The organism is Iodidimonas sp. SYSU 1G8, assembly GCF_039655775.1.
Taxonomy (GTDB): Bacteria; Pseudomonadota; Alphaproteobacteria; order SMXS01; family SMXS01; genus RI-34.
Genome location: NZ_JBBYXJ010000001.1, coordinates 1421335 through 1441207 on the forward strand (window position 1 = coordinate 1421335; position 19873 = coordinate 1441207).

Below are 19873 nucleotides of genomic sequence, written 5' to 3' on the forward strand. Positions count from 1 at the left end.
CATCTGGGGAGACGGGTTAGGGATCGCGGCGACGGGCTATAGATAGACCAGATCACTAATCGACAGAAACAAGAAATTTATGATATTGTAATCGTATAAATCGATTAGTTGAGGATGCCATGAAGCCGCTTCCCACCCTGCGCCAGCTCCGCTTTCTCGTCGCGGTGGTCGACAAATGCCATTTCGGGCACGCGGCGGACGTCTGCCATGTCACCCAGTCGACGCTGAGCGCCGGCATCCAGGAGCTTGAAGCGCTGCTCGGCGTGCAATTGCTGGAGCGCACCAAGCGCTCCGTGATGCCGACACCGCTGGGTCTCGACATCGCCGCCCGCGCTGCCAAGCTGCTGAAGGGCACGGAAGACATGGTGGACATCGCGCAGGCGGCGCGGGCGCCCATGTCGGGCAAGCTGCGCCTGGGCGTCATTCCGACCATCGGCCCGTTCCTGTTGCCCAAGGCGCTGCCGAGCCTGCGGAGCATGTTTCCCCTGCTGCAGATCTACCTGCGCGAGGACCAGACCGAGCGCCTGTTGGATCGACTGGAGGCTGGTGAACTGGACGCGGCTCTCCTCGCCCTGCCCTATGACATCGGCGGCTATGACAGCATGGATATCGGCGAGGACCGCTTCTGGGGCGTGTTTCCGCCGGGGCACCGTCTCTCCGGCACCGCGCTGCGACCGCGCGATATCGCGGTGGAGAACCTGCTGCTGCTGGAGGAGGGCCACTGCCTGCGCGACCAGGCGCTGGCCGCCTGCTCGCTGGAAGGCGCGCAGCGTAACGCGGCATTTCAGGGCACCAGCCTCTACACCCTCGTCCAGATGGTCGCCAACGGGCTGGGCATGACGCTGGTGCCGCAACTGGCGCTGGACGCCGGCATCCTGCGCGGCCTCGATCTGGCGACGGCACCGCTTGAAGGCAGCAATGCGTGCCGGCGCCTCGGCCTGATCTGGCGCCGCACATCCGGCCGCACGGAAACCTTCCAGCGCCTGGGCAAGGCGCTCAGGGAAATCCAGGCCGCGCCCCGCGCCGCCTAAGCGAGCGTGGTCTTCGCCATGGGCAGCGTACGGATGCGCGTGCCGGTCAGGGCCGCGACCGCGTTGGCGACGGCTGGACCGATGGGCGGCACGGCCGGCTCGCCGACGCCGCTGGGCTTTTCCGTGCTGTCCATGATGTGCACCTCGACCCTCGGCATGCCCCCGAAGCGCAGCACTTCGAAGTCGGCGAAATTGCCCTGTTCGACGGCGCCCTTGTCGAGGGTCAGTTCGGAATAGAGCGCGGCGGACAGACCGAAGCCGACGCCGCCTTCCATCTGAGCGCGGACGATGTCGGGATTGACCACCTGGCCGCAATCCACGGCGACGACGACCCGTTCGACCTTCACGCCCCGCGCGTCGTCGAGACGCAGCTCGACCACCTGCGCCACGTAGGTTTCGAAGGACTCGTGGACCGCGACGCCGCGCGCCACGCCTTGCGGCAGGGCGTTGCCCCAGCCTGCCTTCTCGGCGGCCAGTTTGAGCACGCCCGCGTGACGCGGCTTGTCCGCCAGCAAAGCAAGGCGAAAGGCCACCGGGTCCTTGCCGGCCGCCGCCGCCAGTTCATCCATCATGGTCTCGACCGCATAGGCGGTATGGGAGTTGCCGACCGAGCGCCATACATGCACGGGCACGCCGACGACCGGCGAATGCAGGTCCACCCGCGCGTTGGGAATGGCATAGGGCATGTTCGAGGCGCCCTCGACGGACGAGTTATCGACACCGTTCTTGATGGAGGCGGCGAAGGGCGGAAAGCTGCCGAAGATGGACTGGCCGACGATCCGATGCGACCACGCCGTGATGTTGCCCTGCGCATCGACCGCGGCCTTGATGCCATGCACGTAAAGCGGCCTGTAATGGCCCGCGCGCATGTCATCCTCGCGGGTCCGCTGCAGCCGAACGGGCGCATCGCCGCCCATGGCCTTGGCGATATGCACCGCTTCCGTCACGTGATCGCCGTTGAAGGTGCTGCGGCGGCCGAAGCTGCCGCCCGAGGCCAGCGTGTGCACGACGACCTTGTCGGGACCGAGCCCGGCGGCGGCGGCGGCGTTGTTCTGGTCCATGATTGGCGCCTGATGCCCCGACCAGGTCTCCAGCATGCCTTCATGCAGCCAGGCGACACAGTTCATGGGCTCCATCGCCGCATGGGCGAGATAGGGAAACTCGTAGACCGCCTCGATCACGGTCCGTTCCGGGCCGAACCCGGACTCCACGTCGCCCCGGCTGAGCGCGACGGCGCCCGGCTTTTCCAGAAGTGCCTTGTATTCGGCCGCCAGATCCGCGCTGGAGCGGGTCTCGGCCTTGCTCTCGTCCCAAATGATCTTCAGGGCGTCCCTGGCCTTCATCGCGGGCCACATGCCGGTCGCGACGACCGCGACGCCTTCGGGGATCTCGACGACTTTGACCACGCCCTTGACCGCCAGCGCCGCCGACATGTCCACCGACTTGACGGTCGCGCCGAATTTGGGCGGATGGGCGGTGACCGCCGTGAGCAGCCCCGGCAATTTGACATCGATGGTATAGGTCTCGGTGCCCGTGCTCTTGGCCGGGGAATCGAGACGCGTCAGTTTCTTGCCGATATAGGCATACTGATCCGGGGTTTTCAGGGTGACCTGCGCCGGTGCGGTCAATGCCGCCGCGGCCATGGCCATGTCGCCGAAACTGGCCCGCCGTGTGCCGGATGACAGCGTGCCCTTTGACACGGTGATCGACGATTCCGGCACGCTCCATGCCTTGGCCGCCGCCGCGACCAGCATGGCCCGCGCCGTGGCCCCTGCCATGCGCATCTGCTCGAACGAGTTGGCGATGGAGTTGGAGCCGCCCGTCGCCTGGAAGCCGAACATCAGGTTCTTGTAGAGATCGTTGTTGGCCGGCGCATATTCGGTGCGGATCCGTGCCCAGTCGGCGTCCATTTCATCCGCCACCAGGGTCGCCAGTCCGGTCGTGACGCCCTGCCCCATCTCGTGATGCTTGATGATGATGGTCACGGTGTTGTCTGGCGCGACCCGCACGAACGCGTTGGGCGCCCAGGGTTCCACTGCGGAAGCCGCCAGCGCGCGGCCGGCGCCGGACAGGGTGACGCCGATAACCAGGCCGAGCGCGCCCGAGCCCTTGAGGAAGGCGCGGCGGCTGAAATCGCGGGTACGCATGGTCATCTCGATCAGCCCTTGAGGGTGCCGGCGGCGGCGTGAATGGCCTGGCGGATGCGCTGATAGGTGGCGCACCGACAGATATTGCCGTTCATGGCCTCGTCGATCTCGGTATCGGTCGGCGCCGGGTTGTCCTGCAGCAGAACGACCGCCGACATGATCTGGCCGGTCTGGCAATAGCCGCACTGGGCGACATCCAGTTCGATCCAGGCCGCCTGGACGGCCTTGGCCTCGGGCGAAACGAGCCCTTCGATGGTGGTGATCTGGGACGCGCCGACGCCTTCGACCGGCAAGGTGCACGAGCGCACCGCCATGCCATCGAGATGTACCGTGCAGGCGCCGCACGCCGCCACGCCGCATCCGTATTTGGTGCCCGTCAGTCCCAGCTGTTCGCGCAGCACCCAGAGGAGCGGCGTGTCCGGCTCCGCCTCGATGGTGACGGTCCTGGCGTTGACGGTGATCTGAGACGACATGGGATTCTCAACCTGAAGACACTCGGTGTTACCAAGCCGTAACGAAGATTGAGCAGACATTCAACAGGGTTCCGCTGGACCTCGGCCACACCGCGGGGCATAGGGAAAGCATGGTGAAACCGAAATCCATTCCGCCCGGGGCGCGGCGCGTCGTCCTGTTCAACAAGCCGTTCGGCGTGCTGTCCCAGTTCACGGAAGGCACCACGGGCGAAGGCGCGGTGACGCTGTCATCCTTCATCCATATTCCAGAGGTGTATCCGGCGGGGCGGCTGGACAAGGACAGCGAGGGCCTTCTGGTGCTGACCAATGACGGCAGGCTGCAGGCCCGCATCGCCGACCCGCGCTTCAAGCAGCCCAAGACCTACCTCGTCCAGGTCGAGGGCGAGCCGGACGAGGCCGCTCTGGAGATGCTGAGCCAGGGCGTGCTGCTCGATGGCACGATGACCAAGCCAGCGGAGGCCGAACGGATCGCAGCGCCCGACCTCTGGACACGCGACCCGCCCGTGCGATTCCGCAAGACCGTGCCGGACTGCTGGCTGCGGCTCACCCTCCGGGAAGGACGCAACCGGCAGGTCCGGCGTATGACGGCGGCGGTCGGCCACCCCACCCTGCGTCTGGTGCGCTGGAGCGTGGGCGAGTGGGCGCTTGACGGCCTGGGTCCCGGAGAGTGGCGAGACGCCTGAGAGCTTCCGCCATGTCCGCGACCGGAGCCAGCGCCGAGACGCTCAGGATCCCACGCCTGTTCGGCCGCGGCGGCCCATATCCTTCCCGTCGATATCCAGCGCGCGCGATATGATGTCGGCCAGATCACGGGGTTTGGCGCCGGCAGCGTCGCACGTCACGCGGCCACAACTCTTCGTGAAGCGCCAGCGGCAGAAACCAGTAGCCGGGGACGGTGAGACCGATTTTCGTTCCGCTCCCTAGCCGCGAGGAACAAAAACACCGCCTGACAATTAGACCGGTTTGGCAGAAGGACGCGCGATCAACGGAGAACGGCCTCCGCGCCGACCGGGGCGCGCGCCGCATGAGTACGACGCCGACCATGACCGCGCCGCGGACATCTAAATCAGGAAGAGGAAATGATGAGTAGAGATAAAGGCTTGAGCCAAGGGGTCCTGTTCGGCCTCATCATGGCGGGGTTGATGCCAGCCATGCGGGTGATCCTGAATGGCGTGACCAGGCCGCCATCATCGAGCGCGGCGGTCCATTCCAGCGATCCGGCGTCCCGCCTGGATGCAGGCACCTATGGCGCGACCCGGGATGCGGGACCGGCCAGCATGCGGGATGACTTACCGGAGGCATGGGACCAGGTGGACGAAGCGTCCGATGAATCATTTCCGGCCAGTGATCCACCTGCCCAATACTGACGCCCCGGCAGCATGCGTTGAAAGCTCCCGGTCCAGTGGGCCGGGAGCTTTGGGATCGAGCGGCGCTCCCGGCCCGTTGGGCCGGGAGCTTTTGAGTTCAAGCCTTCGCGTCCATGTCGACGTCCAGCTCCCTGGACCAGTGCCGGAGAGCACCACACGCCGAAATGAAGGCATCGACATCCTTGCCCGCCGCCAGTTGCATGCAGCCGTCATCGAGCTTGTCGCCAAGGCCGGCCTTCTGGAAGAGGGGCATAGCCTCCTTGGTAAACCCGATGAACTTGCAATGGGCAAAGGCGTCCCTGACGAAGTCCTGGGATACGGCGTCGTCGCTGACACGTCCGCTGGCGGCCTCGGACAGCACCACCACGACCGCATCGAAGAGCACCGAGGGCCCGCCATCGATCTTGAAGTCCGCATCGAGATGGCTGCCGTCGGACAGGCTGACACCGCCAATCTTGGGGGCGATGATATTGAACACGGCCTTTTCCTTGCCTACCGCCTTGGTCAACGCATCGACCAGCTTGGCGTCGGCGCCGTCCGTCACGTAGATGCCGAGTTTTCGGCCGGCGAAGCCGGGCGGACCGCGCCGGATAATGCTCAGCGCATCGGACGGCGGAAGATCCATGGTCGGCCTGGCCGCGACCGCGGGTTCCGGCATTTTCAGACCCAGACCGTCGGCGACGGTTTCCGCCAGACCGGCGTCGATGTTCGCCAGATGGGAGACGACCCTTGAGCGGATATCCGCCCGCTCGACGCGGCTGAGTTCAAAGACCAGCGCATCGCCGATGTGCTTCTGCTCGATCGGTGTCTGACTGATGTAGAACTGACGGGCCTGGCTGTAATGATCCGCGAAGCTTTCCGGCCTGAGACGCGTCTTGGGCCCGGACACGTCCTCGGCGAAGGATTTGAAGCCCCGGTCGGGATTTTCGCGGGGTCCGCCCTCGCTGCCCCAGCTGTTCGGTTCATAATTGACGCGGCCCGTCGGGTTACGCATCGCCATGTGACCGTCCTGCTGGAAGTGCGCCATGGGGCATTTGGGGGCGTTGATCGGGATATGGGTGAAGTTGGGGCCGCCGAGACGCTTGAGCTGGGTGTCGAGGTACGAGAAGTTCCGGCCCTGCAGCAGCGGGTCATTGCTGAAATCGATCCCCGGCGGCACGTTCTGGGTGCAGAACGCGACCTGTTCCGTCTCCGCGAAGAAATTGTCGACGACCCGATCGAGGACCATGCGCCCGACGATCTGCACCGGGACCACTTCTTCGGGAATGATCTTGGTGGGGTCGAGAATATCGAAGTCGAACTGCTCGGCGAAGGCATCGTCAAAGAGCTGGAGGCCCAGTTCCCATTCGGGATAGTCGCCCATGTTGATCGCATCCCAGAGATCCCGCCGATGGAAATCAGGGTCGGCGCCGTTGATCTTGACGGCCTCGTTCCACAACACCGACTGCAGCCCCAGCTTCGGCTTCCAGTGGAACTTCACGAAGGTGGAACGCCCCTCCTCGTCGACGAGCCGGAAACTGTGAACGCCGAAGCCTTCCATGAAGCGGAACGATCGCGGAATGGCACGATCGGACATGGTCCACATCACCATGTTGAGGCTTTCCGGCGTCAGCGAGATGAAGTCCCAGAAATTGTCGTGCGCGGTCTGGGCCTGCGGAAAGGCGCGGTCCGGCTCCGGTTTCGCCGCGTGGATGAGATCCGGAAACTTGATGGCGTCCTGGATGAAGAAGACCGGGATGTTGTTCCCGACCAGATCCCAATTGCCTTCCTTGGTGTACAGCTTGACGGCGAAGCCACGGACGTCGCGCGCCAGGTCGACGGAGCCCTTGCTGCCCGCCACGGTGGAGAAACGGACGAAAACCGGGGTTCGCTCGCCAACGCGCTGGAAGATGTCCGCGCGAGTCACGTCAGAAAGGGACTTGGTCAGTTCGAAGTACCCGTGCGCGCCATATCCCCTGGCGTGGACCACCCGTTCGGGAATCCGCTCGTGGTCGAAATGGAACATCTTCTCCCGGAAGTGGAAATCTTCCATCGCCGCCGGTCCCCGGGCGCCGATCCGCAGCGTGTTCTGATCATCGGCGACGGGCACACCCTGCTGGGTCGTCAGGGTAGGAACGGTTTCAGAGGCGCTCTGATGGGTCTCGCCGCCCTGACCCTGCTCTTCGCGGTAACTGGTCGAGATTTGGGGACCGTCATCCCTGGTCCCACCCTTGGCCTTGGCCTTGCCCTTGCGCTGGCTCTCGGCAGATTTCACCACTGCTAACTCCTTTTGATATCTCTGGTTTACCGATTCCGCACTTCGCGGAGATTGCTCCGCGAGGCGCCAGGATCACTTGCAGGCGTCGCAGAGTCGTGAACGGTCCAAGCGCTGCGGGCTGATCCTCAGCTACCGTTCGATCACGACCTCTGCTCACCGGGTGCATGGGGAAACCGCGAAACCGGTTTTGGTTCCGGCGAGACCGCCGCACCGGGCGACCGCGTCTATGGCGCGTCGGGCGTCCGCTTTCCCTGCAGGGCCGTGTCCGCCTGCTCAAGCCGCCGCAGGCCGGATGACAGGGCAGCGCCCCAGGCGGCATGGGCGCAGAGCATCAGAAGAGTGCGGCGGATCGGGTGCCGGGTGGGCGGCGCGAGGACTCGGGTCGCCGGCAACCACCCGAAATAACTCACCGCCCACACGGCCAGCCCGTACCCTGCACCGACGGGAAAGGAGCGCCGCCTGGTGAGCAGCGGAAACACGGCGCCCGTGAACGCGCCGTAGGCGAAGTGGGCTGCCATCGCCAGCGTGGCCGTCTTGTCGTCGCTGGTCTCGAGCTTGGTGCTCTCGAGAACCCGCTGGGTGATCTCCCTAGGCGGAAGGGGATACCGCTCACGTGACGGCAGCCATCTCCAGAGCCGTTCGGCCGTCGCCGTCATGGCCATGGTCGCGGCGAAACCGGCGAAGGCGCCGTAGAGAACACGTTGCATGGCGTACCTCAACCTTTCCTGGGATACCGGCCCATCCATATCGCCCGACCCGTGATCGCTTGATGGAAACCGCCTGTAATGTCGTACGACAGGAACAAGCTGGCTCGGCAGGAGTTCCCACTCGCCACAAGGAGGACGCATGAATACCCACCAGATCAGCCGGACCGATCCGGACGCCGCCGATATCGACATCAGCAGCCTGCTCGCCCCGCGCATCAAACTGCACGGGAAGGTCGATGACGGCATGCTCCACTCGTTTCTGTCGCAACTGGACGCCGCGCTGGGCAAGGATGGGCTCATCGGGGTCCAGGTGTTCACGGCCGGAGGCGACGCGGACGTTGGCCGGCGTATCGCCGATGAGATCCGGCTGTGCCGGGAGCATCGGGGGCGCGACCTGGCCTTCTTCGGCGTCACCAACGTGTATTCGGCGGGGGTGACGATCATGGGGGCGTTCCCGAGGGAACGACGCTATCTCGGCCGCGATGCGGTGCTGTTGATCCACGGGCGAAAGATCCAGGAGCAGAAACTGCCCGCCGGTCCTCTTCCTTCGGCGCTGCAGTTCGCCCGCCTCAAGGTTTCCGAGCTGGAAAACGGTCTGCGTCTCGAGCGGCAGGAGTTCGAGCGGCTGATCGTCGGCAGCACTCTCACGATCGAGGCGCTGGAAGAACGGGCGGCGACCAACTGGTACGTCACAGCGGAAGAAGCGCTGACATTGAAGCTGATCGGCGGACTTGTCTGACGCGAGACACCGAGTGGCGGCAGGCACGTCGAAGAATGACGCGATCGGTTCCGAGGCGGGTGACGGTCAGTGAAAGATGGCTATCGGCTCCAGGTCGTCCAGCTTGACGTGCAGGACGCTGGCGATCTTGCGGCGCGCCTCCAGGGTTTCCTCGGTCTGCCCGGTTTCCACGCCGACGATGTAATCATGGGGCAGGCCCGCCGCTTCCGCCAGACGGGTCGTCGAGAAGCCGCGGAGCTCGCGGTAGAGCTTGTGCGGCGTTTCACCCTGCATCAGCCGCTGCGCGAGCGCGATTGGCAGCGCGTCACGATTCATGGACGAATTGACCCATTCGGCGAGACTGCCGAGACTGGTCTCCTCGGCGACCTTCATCAGCCGATCAAAAAGCTCTTCGGAGACGATGACGATCCGCTCGTCGCCCGCCAACGCCCGAATTAACGTGTATCCGCCTATGTCCATGCCGATATCCCGATTTACCAAAAGCGAGAGATACCACCGGTCGCAACAAATCCGCAATCGAGGCGTCAGGGATTGGCGGATCCCAGGTTGTTCAGGGCCCAGATCGCGGCGGCCGTGCGATTGGGCGCCCCGATCTTCCGGAGAAGCGCCTTCATGTGAACCTTCACCATATTCTCGGTGACGCTCAGATGGACGGCAATTCGCTTGTTCGGCTCGCCCCGCGCCAGGCATTCGAGGATGCTTTCTTCCTGGGCCGACAGACTGGGCAGGGCTGGACGGCCCACCCGCGCCGGCGTGCTGATCAATGTGGGGACGAGTTCGCTCGGCAGCACCTTTTCGCCCATCAGAACCAGCGCGAGAGATTCCCTGAGCGCCGCGGGCCCGACATCCTTCACGAGATAGCCGCTGGCGCCCGCCTTCAGGGCCGCCACCAATTGCGGGACCGACAGCTCTGGCGTGAGGGTCACGACCGGTACGTCACTCCAGCGCGCGCACAGCGCCGTGAGCGCGCCTTCTTCAGCGCTCGGCGCCGAGAGGGATGACTGCAGGCTGACGATGATGATGTCCGGCTTCTGGCGGCAGGCCGTGATGTCCCCCAGCGCCGTCAACGAGGCGGCCTCCGCCGTCACCATGAAGTGGGAGTCCGCCAGAAGGCTCTTGAGACCCTCCCTCAGAAGCCGGCTCGGATCCACGATCCAGAGACTGTGTTGCATTATGGCTTCCCCGATCCATGGCGCCCCCTTACCCCCATCGCGCAACTATGTGCTTGCTTGATTAAGAAAGCACTAACAGGGATTAAGACCCGCCAAAATTTCCTGTGAGGGCGACCAGCAAGCGTGAGACGTCCGCGGGACGGGTTACGGCGGCGCCTCAGCGAGAGATACTGACGAGCGCGCTCTTGGTTCCCGGCATCGCCCCTTTTGGTAGGCGGGTTGTACAGCCTCGCGAGAGGCCAGAACGCGCAAATCCCCGCGTTATGCGGGGCATTTGTTGTGCTGGGTGTGTGTTTTGATTTGGTTGCGGGGACCCGCACCAACCGAGAGTACAGGAGGCTTAAAGCGCTCGTTTAGTGGGCCATCGCCTACCGGCAGCAGGCCGAGTGAATATGTACTCGCCCTTGTCAACGCGGTCTTGGGCGTGGTTTGGGAAGCGCTGCACGCGGTGCACTCGACGGTGGCGGTGTGGTGTTAGCCGGCATGCGTTGGCATGTATGGGTGATCGTGGCTTCGGCGCCGTCGTCGAGGTAATAGTCCAATCCGGACGATAAATCATAGCGGTGGACCCATTCCTCACCGTCCCTCGAAAGCAAAGCCTCGATCCACCGATCGTGGAACTCGCGGTTTGGTCCTTGGGTTCGCTCGATCACTTGGGTTTGCTGCGGCCTCTCCGTTGCGGGAAAGGCAGCGCGGATCGCCGTCTCTCTGGCAGAGCGATCGCGTCGCCCCGGTTCCTTCGCTCCATCAGGGCGCACGATGAGCTCCAGGCGCTTAGGCACGACGCCAGCGTAGGTAATGAGCTGCATTAGGAAAGCTGTCGTGGCAGGAAGGTTGTCCCGAACCTGGCCGTAATTGGTCTGCTGCCGTGCCAGCGCATAGGGGTCCCTGATAGTCAGACGCCTGATCTCCGAAGCACCCTTGAGCGCATCAAAGTCTGCCTCGAGACTTCTGCGATCTCCAGGCGCGTATACCGTACGCTTCGTTTCCTTAATGGAATAAGTCAGCGCCTCGTTGGCCATCGATGCGCCGTCGAGGGCTGCATTGATCGCGTCCAGCAGGTCCGGCGCATCCTTCGTCCGCCGCCGTCGCACTCTGCCAGGCAACAACTCCTCGAACAATGCCATGTCAGATTGATCGGAGTAGATCAGTAAGCCTGATGCTTGTTCGCCATCGATCACGACCCGTGGAAGAGAGGCTGCAATGTCCTTGCGCATTCTGCGAACCTCGACTTGCCCACGCTCAACCAGCGCGGTCAATTGCCGGACGACGACCAGCGCCGCCGTCGGCAACAGGTCTAGCCGCAACGTACCGACCTCCTCGGTCAGGATGGTGACGCGCCGGTCCGCGCCCTTCTTGCAAAACTCAGAGATGAGTTCGAACGACTCCGGAACCCGCGTGACATTGCCTTCGTGATCGAGTTCGGCCAGATCCGTTGCCGCGGCCGTCCATAGACGACGTGCTGTCAGGATCAGTCGCGATGCACCCCGAACCTCTTCACGAAGTCGCTGGGAGGAGGCATCCGCCCATAGTGGCCCAAAGCGATGATCGAGTTCTATATCGGTCCGCGCCCTTATCAGCCACGCCAGAACGGTTTCACGCCGGAAATCATCCCAGTTCGCTTGGTTGGAATAATCTCGCAGACATTTGCGGCACGACCCGGAACAGTTCGCTGGGCAATCGAGAATGCGCAATGCTTTGTCGACCAGTTCCGACGCGTTGTAATCTTCGCCCAACTTCCGGACGAACCCGGCGCCCCCGGATACGGCGTCATAAAGGATCACCTCCGGACGCCCCCCTCGATAGGCGAAAGTGGTGCGCATGTCTCGGCTGTCGCACTTAAGCAGGTCGGCCGCTCCCAGGCGGAGAGCCTCGGAAAGTGTCCTGATGAAACCGTCTCGCCACTTTTCCTCGTCATCCGGCAAGATATTTTCTGGAACTGGCGGAAGTGCGTCCGCGAAGAGATATCCTCTGACCTCGGTCTTGAAGACATGGCCAAGGTCGATCAATTCCAGGTTTCCCTTGCAGGGCTGGTCATCCCTGGGGCGCCGATGATCTTCTCCCGTTACATATGGCGCCGTCTCGCCCCGATGGGCCGCGCGCGCGAATTCACAACGCTGGCAACGGTAAAACCCCGCGCGATGCCGTCCTCTGTTCGCGATCAGCAGCTTGCCCTCGGTCTGTCGTGACTCCGGATCCGCGAAAGCCTTGAGGAACCATGTTTTGAGCCCTGGGACGTCGGTCGACTTGATCTCGTCCGAATGTGCGCGTGTAATCAGTTTGGCATCCGACGCCGCGCGGCTTCGTCGCCTCGATACGCCTGGCTCTCGGCCGCGACGGGCCCCGATGGTTGTGACGAAGCCCTTGGGTTCGATGAAAGGGCGTCGGTCGAAAAAACTGCGTGAACTGCCGCAATTGGAGCACTCGTCGCCGAGGGCGTCCCTGTCGTCATAGGGGATGTGGTCCACATGTGCACATTCCCGGCATGCCGCGTACCATTGCTTAGGAACAAATTCGTCCGGATACCGCGCAATCCCCCCACTCACCCAGACCCGGTGGCCTGAAACGACTTCTTCGCCTGGGGCGTACTCGACAATACCAAGAGCCGCATCCCGCGAGAGCTGAAGATCGTCTTCCAATGTCTGGGAGGCGCGTTGTCTTTTCTCGACGCTCTGCAGCACCTCGAGAACCACTGAACTTGTCGGAAAACTATATGTCGGTATCAGGGCGTATTCGGAAAGCACATCAACCAGCCGGCGGTTCATGAAATCTTTTATCTCATATCCCATTCGCGCTGCGAGCCCCGGATTGTCACCCTCCATTGCTTCCGATCGGCGCGAGTAGAGGGTTCCGCATCGGTCAGCGACCATCAGGGCAAAGCGCCGCAATTCGAGCAGCAGATCATCAGCAGCTTCCTCCGGGGACCCGAACCCTATCGAAGCTAGGCCCTGCTGGTCTAGATACTCGCGAAGGCTAAAGGCCTCGAGCAGCCAGCGCTCTCCGTCGTCGCCCTTCAGCCAGTTCTCAAGGGTTCTGAGGAACTCATGGACTGTCGCAAAATGGGGGCCGGGGACCCGAACAATTTCCGCTTCGCGCAGAAAGAGGGGAAGAGCATCGGCACCTAGGGCCGGAGCGAACAGGTCGCGCAAGCGTGGTGCAGAAATCTTGTCGCTAGGCAGGGCGCTACGGAGAAACCCGGCCAGCGCGACGGATCGCTGATGACGGCGGAAGAACACGGGGTTATCGAGTTGTACCCAGGGCGTGGCAGGAGACCGTCCCAGATACTCCTGGAAGGACACAAAGGATGCCTGGTCGAACTGTCCGGATCGGGCGAGCGTCAGGGTCAGCGGGGACGCCTGCAATCGTCGACCCGCGCGGCCTGCCCTTTGCTGGTAGTTGGCGATGGTCGGCGGGACATTTCGACAGAAAACCGCTTCCAGGTCGCCTAGGTCGACGCCCATTTCCATCGTTGTCGAGCAGCTCAAAAGATTGATCTCGCCATTTCGAAAACGAGTTTCGATCCGGTCTCTCAGTTCCGTGCCGATTGAGGCAGTATGTTCTCTTGCGGTCGCTGTCAGCGCCTTCGCATGCGTATATCGCCGTGCATAATGGTTCTGTTCCCCTAGGAGTCTTCGGCGCTCATCGGTCATCCTTTCCAGTGCCCCATCGCAGCCAAGTGCGAGACAGGTACCGGTCAAATTCCGGACGCTGCGGGTCCCGCAGCGGTCGCAGACGAACAGCGGCCGGTCGACTCCATTGACCAGTGTTATCTTGGATAGCCCGACGCCAAAACCGTTTTTGCCATCTCGGTTTTGTTGCAACAGTCCTTGCTGACACGCCGCCTTGAAAAAGTGCGTTAACAAATTCTTTCGTGTTGGCTGATCAGTGATACCTGCCTTCTCGATTAGAAGCCTTGAGCGGAAGTGCCGATCGCTCGATGGCAGCCAGGACTCGGTCGCGCCTTCCTTACTCTTCATGAGGTCTAAGGCCACGGACCGGCCTTTCTGGTTGAACTTGTCGGTCCAGGTATCGGGATCTCCCAGGTCAACCATATTGCTCTGGGATTTTACGATCTGTCGCCGGCGGCGGACGCCATCCAAAAGCAGGCGGGTCAGTTCTTCTGACTGACTGCTGTTCCAATCCGCCGGAACGAAAGGAGTTATGGCCGTCGCGATATTCCTGAGGCCGGCGTTCTCATACTCCACCGCCACCAGACCCAGCGACTCAAGTGTCTCACGGGAGGGCCGAGGGAGACAGAACTCGAATAGGATGCGACCCAGCACTTGAACCTTCACATCCGCGTCATCCAATTCTTCCATCGCGCCGGGCACGCGCCAGTCGAACAACGGCAGACGCTGCCAGTCGTCGCCTTCATTGAGGCGTCGACATACCTCCGTGCCTGCCCTCTCGATGGCGATCGGGCCCTCCGCCACGCACTGTGTCAGCGCCCGGCGAATGGCTTGATCCATTGCTGCCCGCTCGAAGAACGGCGCGAAAAACGCAGCATCCTGACGGTTGTCAGAGAACACCAGCAGCTTGCGGCCTTCTGCCGGCAGACGGGTATGGGTGGAAGGCGGCAGGGCTTCCAGCAACGCCTGAGCGACAACCGAGGCCAGCGCGTCATCTCCGGGATGGATGGGCGTCACAGCCTCAGAACCATCGAGCGGCTTGAAGCCGCAATTGGGGCAGACAGGAACAATGGGCGGCTCGTCGTCCGCACCTACGGCTCTCTCGACTCTCTCAAGGGAAAGGACATTTAGAGACCCTTGGTCGTTGGCTAAAGCGCCCGTTTCCGGGTCGAACCTGAGCTTGGCATTTTCCTGCGCCTCCTCATCCACCGACTCGTCGGCGGCATCCAGCGCTTCGCTTCCGGGTCGCAGCCGCAGGACTACACGGTCAGAAACCCGCGTTCTGCCGGGTTCGAAGCGAGGTTCGACGATCTGATTGTGGAGCCATCCTTCTACATGCGGTTCACCACAGTTGCGGCAACAGAGAAGGCTGTACCATTTCCCTCCCACGGAGGACCTGGAGCGACCTACCTCAACATTTGCAATGCCTTCCTGGCTGGTCGCGGAGAGTTGCACGATAAGCCCGTCCACCCCAGTCGCGGCCAAGTGATGCCGGGCGGGCAACAGGGCGAAGTCATCGGGCGCGGAGCGCGCGGTGACGCCCACGGAGATGACCCCAGCCAGTGCCGCGTATGCTGTCTGAAACTCGGCGTTCGGAAAGATCTGTCGCGCTACTTCATCATATCGTTTCCGCCCGTCCCTCAACATCGCCTCGGTGCGCCTTACCTCGACGTTCCTCTGGAACTTTTCGAGAAGGCCGCTACCCAAGTCCGTAGCGAACTCGTCCAGAAGGAGCGAACCTGGTAGGTCCGCCTCCTCGATCTCAGTGTTCCAGTCGAACGCGGATGTCGCTCCTAACCCCCGAAGCTTTCCGATCAGGCCGGGCAACTTTGCCCAGGAGCCGGCATCGAGCGACCAGACTTCGTCTTTTCGGGACAGACCGGCATGTGGCTGACGCTTGCCCGTGATCACACCGCCATCAAACCGTGCGTCGAACAGATGGGATGCGAATTGCTTGAGGCGGTCGGCCTCTGATTCGTCAAGGGATGCGCTGGTCCCTACGCAGAAAATCTGTCGGGTCTTGTTGCCGAAAATGCGGTTCTTCAGCTTTCGCAGCAAGAAAGCCGTCTCGACAGCCTGCGCCCCGGTATATGTATGCACCTCATCAAGAATGAGCGCTTGGAGTTGGCTGCCTTGCAAGAGAGGAGCGTTCCTGGGCAGGAGCAATACATGCTCGAGCATCGCATAGTTGGTGACAAGGATGTGGGGCGGCTGCGTCAGCATTTCGCCGCGAGACAACAACCAGTTGTCTAGTGACGCGCCATGCAAGACCTCCATCAGGGTTTCGTTGCGTTCAAGACGTGCCAGCTCCTGCTCCCGGCTGGAACCGGCACGCACTTGCCCCGTAAAACGCCCGAACCGAATACCGGGGTCTCCCAGGTCCCTAAGGAGGAGAGGCGCGATCCGGTAGAATAGCTGATCGGTTGCAAGCGCGTTCAGCGGATAGATGAGAATTGCCCTCACGCCCGGCGCCGACCGGTTTGGCTCCCTCAGCAATCGGTCGATCAAAGGGTAGAGGAAGGCCTCGGTTTTTCCCGAACCGGTACCCGTCGCGACTAGATAGTTTTTACCCTCGGACGCACCACGGAGCGCCTGCTCCTGGTGTCTGTGCAAACGCCGGTTGAGCAGTTTTCGGCCGTGGTCATGGCTGCCCAGGCGCAGCCACTCGTCGCAAAGGACCCCTTCTCGCACCAGTTCTGCGAGCGTGGCTCCCTTTTCGTAATCCGGAAGCGCCTCCAGATAGGGGCCCTTGACAAGCTCCGTGGCGCTGAGCGCTCCCCTGTATTTCTCTGCCAACACAGGCGAACGGAGCTGAGACACCGGCGCCGTCGTCGCGATAAATCGCGCGATGGTCCGTTCCAGCTCCTGCTTGAAGAGCATGGGGTCCAACTCATGTCGCGCCTGTGTCATGACCAGACCTCCATTGCCTGATTGAGGTACCAAGAGAGCAATTCGGGACCGAGACGGCAGAGAAAGCCGACTTCGGCGATGGGGGATCGCCTTGAGTCGACGTCTTCGAAGGTCCGGGCGCACCATGCATCCACTGCGCCTGGCATGGCCCTGTTCATTCGGGATGCCTTTGCGAGTTCCGCGAAAAAGGCTGGCGCTGCTTCGACGATCGACGCGCCCCTGCTGACCGCCGGTGGGGATTCAGGAACGCGATAGTTGGGTACGTCGCCCGAGCGGCCCAGCTCCCGATAGGCCAAGGAGCAGAGAGCGGCGGCATGGCTGATGCGCTCCTGGTTCGCCTCCCCTCGGCTTGCCCGCTCGACCCTGTCAGCGAAGCGTCTGCAAGCCTCGTCGTGACTCGCGAGGCGCTCGTTTTTTGCAGGAGGGTTATCCAGCCATGATGCCAGGTTTCTCGCCCCCTCATCGTCGGCGTCGCGCAGGTTACCTGCAAGCGCGGTGCGGTCGGCGGAAAACAGCCCCGGCCAGACTTCGAGCGGATGACGGAGCGGAACCCATGTCGGATTGGCGTCCGGGGGCGGCGCCACGCCTGCCGACCTAATCAACACATCGCGAGCTTCCGTATCACCGAGCGCTGCGGCGTCAGAGAGCTCTCTGCCTAGGACCGACCAGAGACGTTCTAGCGCGACGAGGTGATGATGCCAGCATTCTGGCGCCCAGCAGATGGCAAGGGCACTGCTCAATCTTGAAAAGGCCAGCGCCTTCGTATCCTCGGGTAGCTCCATAAGTTCAAGACTATCGAGCGGCACAAGCGTGCCGTTTTCCTTCGCAACCGCCAAACCGTAGTGATCGCCTCTTGCCGACCGCAACGGGCTGGGCTGGGCGCCTGGCCTGAGACGTGCTTGCGCCTCGAAAAGCCAGACTCCGTCGGCGATGCTGCGTTCGGCGCAGTAGAGGCGCCACACGCCTTGAACCTGTTCCTGCGAAACGCCATCGTTCCGCGACAGCCGCTCCACGTCCCCTGTCAACAGGTTGATGCCTTCGAATTCGAAAAGGCTGACGTCGTCGTCGAACGTGCATTCGAGTACCGAGCGGCCTCCTCTTCGCTCCACGCCAGCGCGGCGAGGCGTGCAGGGCTGCGCGATGATCGCAAGGGTTATGGCACTGACGGGATTTCCGCCGGGATAAAGTTCGACTTTCGCATCACCTTCATCGCCATGCAGTCCGGTCAGGGACAGGCGGCGGACACCGAGAGCGCCGAAAGCGCGGGTCTCGACCCTTGTCCCGAACGCGAGCGATGCCTCTCGGTCGTCGCAATAGACGCGGAGGTAAAGCGGGCGTCCGTCATCGAGGATCGTACTGCCTCGATCCAGGCCGCGCCGGTTCGCGCCCTCTTCCAGCTCGAGAAATATCCCCGGCCTCGGCAACCGGATACGGTAATGGCTCCCCTCAGCGCGGCGAAACGCCAGTTCGACCGATCTGTCCACGCCGGCTCCTATCGTTATGCCGCGGTCCCGGACGACCAGTCCAATGGAGGCCGACTGGTCGAAATTTTCGGGCACAGAACCCACGAAACAGCCGTCCTCCAGGCAGTCGAGCCTCGGCCACAGCCAAGCGCTCGCCGCCTGAACCAGCGCTCTTTGCTCGCCTGACCTCACCAGAGCCGCCGTAAGACGGTCGAAATTGGCACCAGGTTCCAGCACCGGAAAATCGGCGCGTCCGCTGCCCGCCTCGTCGAAAACGACCGCTGACCTGCTCAGTTCGCCCGTCGACGTTCGCAGCACGACCTCGTATGGCGTGTTGAGTAGCAGCATTTCCCTGGGCAAGGCGCTTTCGACGCCCAGTGATGCCCCGGAAAAGACCGGCACGCCGCCGATGTCGCAGACGGCTGGACTCGACCAGATAAGGCGCGGCACCGCATGAGCCATAATCGCATGTTCCGAACCGTCTGCTAGCCGGACGACGCGGCGGTCGCCATCGAACATTTCCACGGTCAGCATCCATAGCCCCGACAGCGACTGTGATGCCGGTTCCTGGTCGCAATTGAACGGTTCCCGCGACACCAGATAAAGCTGCCCCGCCGGTGCTTCCAGACTGACGTGCCGCCCGGAAGCCGCATCGAAGATGCTAAACCGGGATGCTGTCCAGATGGGGAATTGCCGCGATGTCACCGGCTCATCGTCTGCCTCGAAATCAAGCCGCCGGGTCTCTACCGACACGCTGTCTTCGAATGAAACCGGCAGTTCCTCGCCGGCCTTTATCACCACCTCGCCGCTCCAGGAGCCCCGAACCGTCCACGTCCAGCCTGTTGCCTGGAGAGGCGTGACGATGACGATCTCGTCGCCATTGAACAGAACTTCCGGCCTCGGCCCGAGGCGCGCATAGCTGTCTCGCACCAGACTCCTACTGGTATTGATCGCCGAGGCGAACCGCGCCTCGAAAGCAGACTGTGGAGGATTTCCGTCTGCGAGGCGGCCAAAAGCCAGCGAATGCCATCCCAGCACGTCGTGCCTGAGCACCCTTGGCAGGTTCTTCGGTCCCCGCTGCTCCAGTCGGTCGACAAGAGCCTCATGCCAGAACCGAAGGCCATCGGGATCATGCGGATCGGGTGCCCCCAACTCCCTTTCGACCTGCAGACAGGCCGAGGCCAGGTCCGGCAGTACGGTATCGACCGGGCCGGCCTGGAGCTGGTATTCGTTCCGGCGTCTCCATGTTCCGGTCTCCCGCAGTTGCAGTTCTGTAAGAACGGGTAGCCCCAGATCCACGCAGGCGCGGCGGAAAGCTTGGTAGAAGCGCTCCCTGTCGAGTGGAGATAATTTTGAGCCGAGTTCAGCCTCGAAATGAGGATAGAGTTCGCCTTGGCCGTCGAGCCCCGTCTCCCGCTGCGCCAGGGACGCGAAATAGGCAACGGCAACGGCAGGAGACAGTCGGAAGAGCGGCTCGATGCGAGCTATAGGCTGCGGTCCTTGCAGAAAGTCGTGAACCCCCCGAGCAACCTCTGCCGCGAGTTCATACTGACCCAGGAATGGCGACGCATCTACCAGAGTGAGCCGCGCTCGCAACGCCGCTTCGGCCTGTTTTATGGCCGCGTTCCTCACGAGTGAAATGGTTTCCGCCAGATCAAATTTCATTACGGCCCCCACCGCCTAAATCTTCGAACTTCACTGTAGCTTATCCGGGAATCCAAAAGCCCCTTTTTGAGAACCGGGCAACAACGCGCCCTAATTTACAGGGCCTGCATGGCTTGGCCTGCCCCTGAAAAGTGGTCCGGTTTCAACGATAGTTCATGGTTGGCCTTTGCACCAATGGTAACGCGCCTGGGTTAGCTGGTGCCGGTTGCGGGGCCGGCCGCGCAGGGACGTAGGTCTCGAGAGCTGGCGGCCGGCACCTTAACACCTTGACCAGCCACCCTCTTCGTCGATCACGAAGCATTAGCTTAGGACT

At 62.7% G+C, this 19873-nt stretch carries 12 protein-coding genes; 4 read left to right on the forward strand and 8 right to left on the reverse strand.

Annotation, left to right across the window (positions count from 1 at the left end; all coding sequences use genetic code 11):
- The first annotated feature begins 119 nt into the window (after positions 1 to 119).
- Positions 120 to 1031 carry a hydrogen peroxide-inducible genes activator gene (locus tag WJU17_RS06875; RefSeq protein WP_346326595.1) on the forward strand — a complete coding sequence of 304 codons (912 nt, stop codon included), beginning with the start codon at positions 120 to 122 and terminating at the stop codon, positions 1029 to 1031.
- On the opposite strand, the gene WJU17_RS06880 is transcribed toward WJU17_RS06875, so the two are convergent.
- Both WJU17_RS06880 and WJU17_RS06885 read right to left on the reverse strand, forming a co-directional pair.
- Positions 1028 to 3184, reverse strand: coding sequence for a xanthine dehydrogenase family protein molybdopterin-binding subunit (locus WJU17_RS06880; protein ID WP_346326596.1), 2157 nt, complete (start codon positions 3182 to 3184; stop codon positions 1028 to 1030). The genes WJU17_RS06875 and WJU17_RS06880 overlap by 4 nt on opposite strands.
- A 5-nt stretch (positions 3185 to 3189) precedes the next feature.
- Positions 3190 to 3651: a (2Fe-2S)-binding protein gene (locus tag WJU17_RS06885; protein WP_346326597.1), complete on the reverse strand. Its 462-nt coding sequence runs from the start codon at positions 3649 to 3651 to the stop codon at positions 3190 to 3192.
- A gap of 110 nt (positions 3652 to 3761) precedes the next feature.
- Between WJU17_RS06885 and WJU17_RS06890 the strand changes: the two genes are divergently transcribed.
- Both WJU17_RS06890 and WJU17_RS06895 read left to right on the forward strand, forming a co-directional pair.
- On the forward strand, positions 3762 to 4334 hold the full coding sequence (locus WJU17_RS06890; protein WP_346326598.1) for a pseudouridine synthase: 573 nt from the start codon (positions 3762 to 3764) through the stop codon (positions 4332 to 4334).
- 417 nt (positions 4335 to 4751) lie between these two features.
- Positions 4752 to 5018: a hypothetical protein gene (locus tag WJU17_RS06895; protein ID WP_346326599.1), complete on the forward strand. Its 267-nt coding sequence runs from the start codon at positions 4752 to 4754 to the stop codon at positions 5016 to 5018.
- Positions 5019 to 5115: 97 nt separating this feature from the next.
- On the opposite strand, the gene WJU17_RS06900 is transcribed toward WJU17_RS06895, so the two are convergent.
- On the reverse strand, positions 5116 to 7200 hold the full coding sequence (locus tag WJU17_RS06900) for a catalase (protein WP_346327408.1): 2085 nt from the start codon (positions 7198 to 7200) through the stop codon (positions 5116 to 5118).
- Between the two features lie 299 nt (positions 7201 to 7499).
- Positions 7500 to 7982: a hypothetical protein gene (locus WJU17_RS06905; RefSeq protein ID WP_346326600.1), complete on the reverse strand. Its 483-nt coding sequence runs from the start codon at positions 7980 to 7982 to the stop codon at positions 7500 to 7502.
- Between the two features lie 139 nt (positions 7983 to 8121).
- Between WJU17_RS06905 and WJU17_RS06910 the strand changes: the two genes are divergently transcribed.
- The gene (locus WJU17_RS06910; RefSeq protein ID WP_346326601.1) at positions 8122 to 8721 is read left to right on the forward strand and encodes a peptidase S14; all 600 of its coding nucleotides are present in this window, start codon (positions 8122 to 8124) and stop codon (positions 8719 to 8721) included.
- Between the two features lie 66 nt (positions 8722 to 8787).
- On the opposite strand, the gene WJU17_RS06915 is transcribed toward WJU17_RS06910, so the two are convergent.
- The 4 genes from WJU17_RS06915 to WJU17_RS06930 all read right to left on the reverse strand — a co-directional run bounded on the left by WJU17_RS06915 (position 8788) and on the right by WJU17_RS06930 (position 19560).
- On the reverse strand, positions 8788 to 9180 hold the full coding sequence (locus tag WJU17_RS06915) for a helix-turn-helix transcriptional regulator (protein WP_346326602.1): 393 nt from the start codon (positions 9178 to 9180) through the stop codon (positions 8788 to 8790).
- Between the two features lie 65 nt (positions 9181 to 9245).
- Positions 9246 to 9893, reverse strand: a complete 648-nt coding sequence (locus WJU17_RS06920; RefSeq protein ID WP_346326603.1) for a response regulator transcription factor — start codon at positions 9891 to 9893, stop codon at positions 9246 to 9248.
- A 407-nt stretch (positions 9894 to 10300) separates the two neighbouring features.
- Complete coding sequence (locus WJU17_RS06925) at positions 10301 to 16432, reverse strand: DEAD/DEAH box helicase (protein WP_346326604.1); 6132 nt, start codon at positions 16430 to 16432, stop codon at positions 10301 to 10303.
- Entirely contained in the window at positions 16429 to 19560 is a 3132-nt protein-coding gene (locus WJU17_RS06930) for a hypothetical protein (protein ID WP_346326605.1), read from the reverse strand. Before WJU17_RS06930 ends, WJU17_RS06925 begins: the two co-directional genes overlap by 4 nt.
- Between the last annotated feature and the right edge of the window lie 313 nt (positions 19561 to 19873).